At 40.6% G+C, this 377-nt stretch carries 1 protein-coding gene; it reads left to right on the forward strand.

Features of this window, described 5'->3' with window-relative positions; genetic code table 11:
- Positions 1-298, forward strand: a 298-nt coding sequence (locus CHI06_RS29090; protein WP_306453859.1) for a group II intron maturase-specific domain-containing protein, incomplete at its 5' end; no start/stop codon positions are given.
- Positions 299-377: the final 79 nt, after the last annotated feature.

Raw genomic sequence — 377 nt, forward strand, 5'->3', positions numbered from 1 at the left:
GCAAAAAGTGAGGGACTGGAAACTTCAGCTGAAAGCTGAAAAGGACCTTACGGACCTATCAAATATGTTTAACTCAAAGATAATTGGCTGGATAAACTTCTATGGCAAGTTTTACAAATCCGAAATGTACTCAACATTAAGGCATATCAACAAAGCCTTAATAATGTGGGCGAGAAAGAAATACAAAAGGTTAGCTCGTCACAAGAAAAGAGCAGAATATTTCTTAGGTAGAATTGCAAAACAAAATCCCAAGTTATTTAAACATTGGGAATTAGGTATCAAGCCTACGGCTGAATAATGGGAGCCGGATGAGTCGAGAGGTTCACGTCCGGTTCTAAGAGGGGCTACTGGGGAGGTTCCAGTGGTCTACTTGCCTT

Origin of the sequence: Bacillus sp. 7884-1 (assembly GCF_002272245.1) — a bacterium.
Taxonomy (GTDB): domain Bacteria; phylum Bacillota; class Bacilli; order Bacillales; family Cytobacillaceae; genus Neobacillus.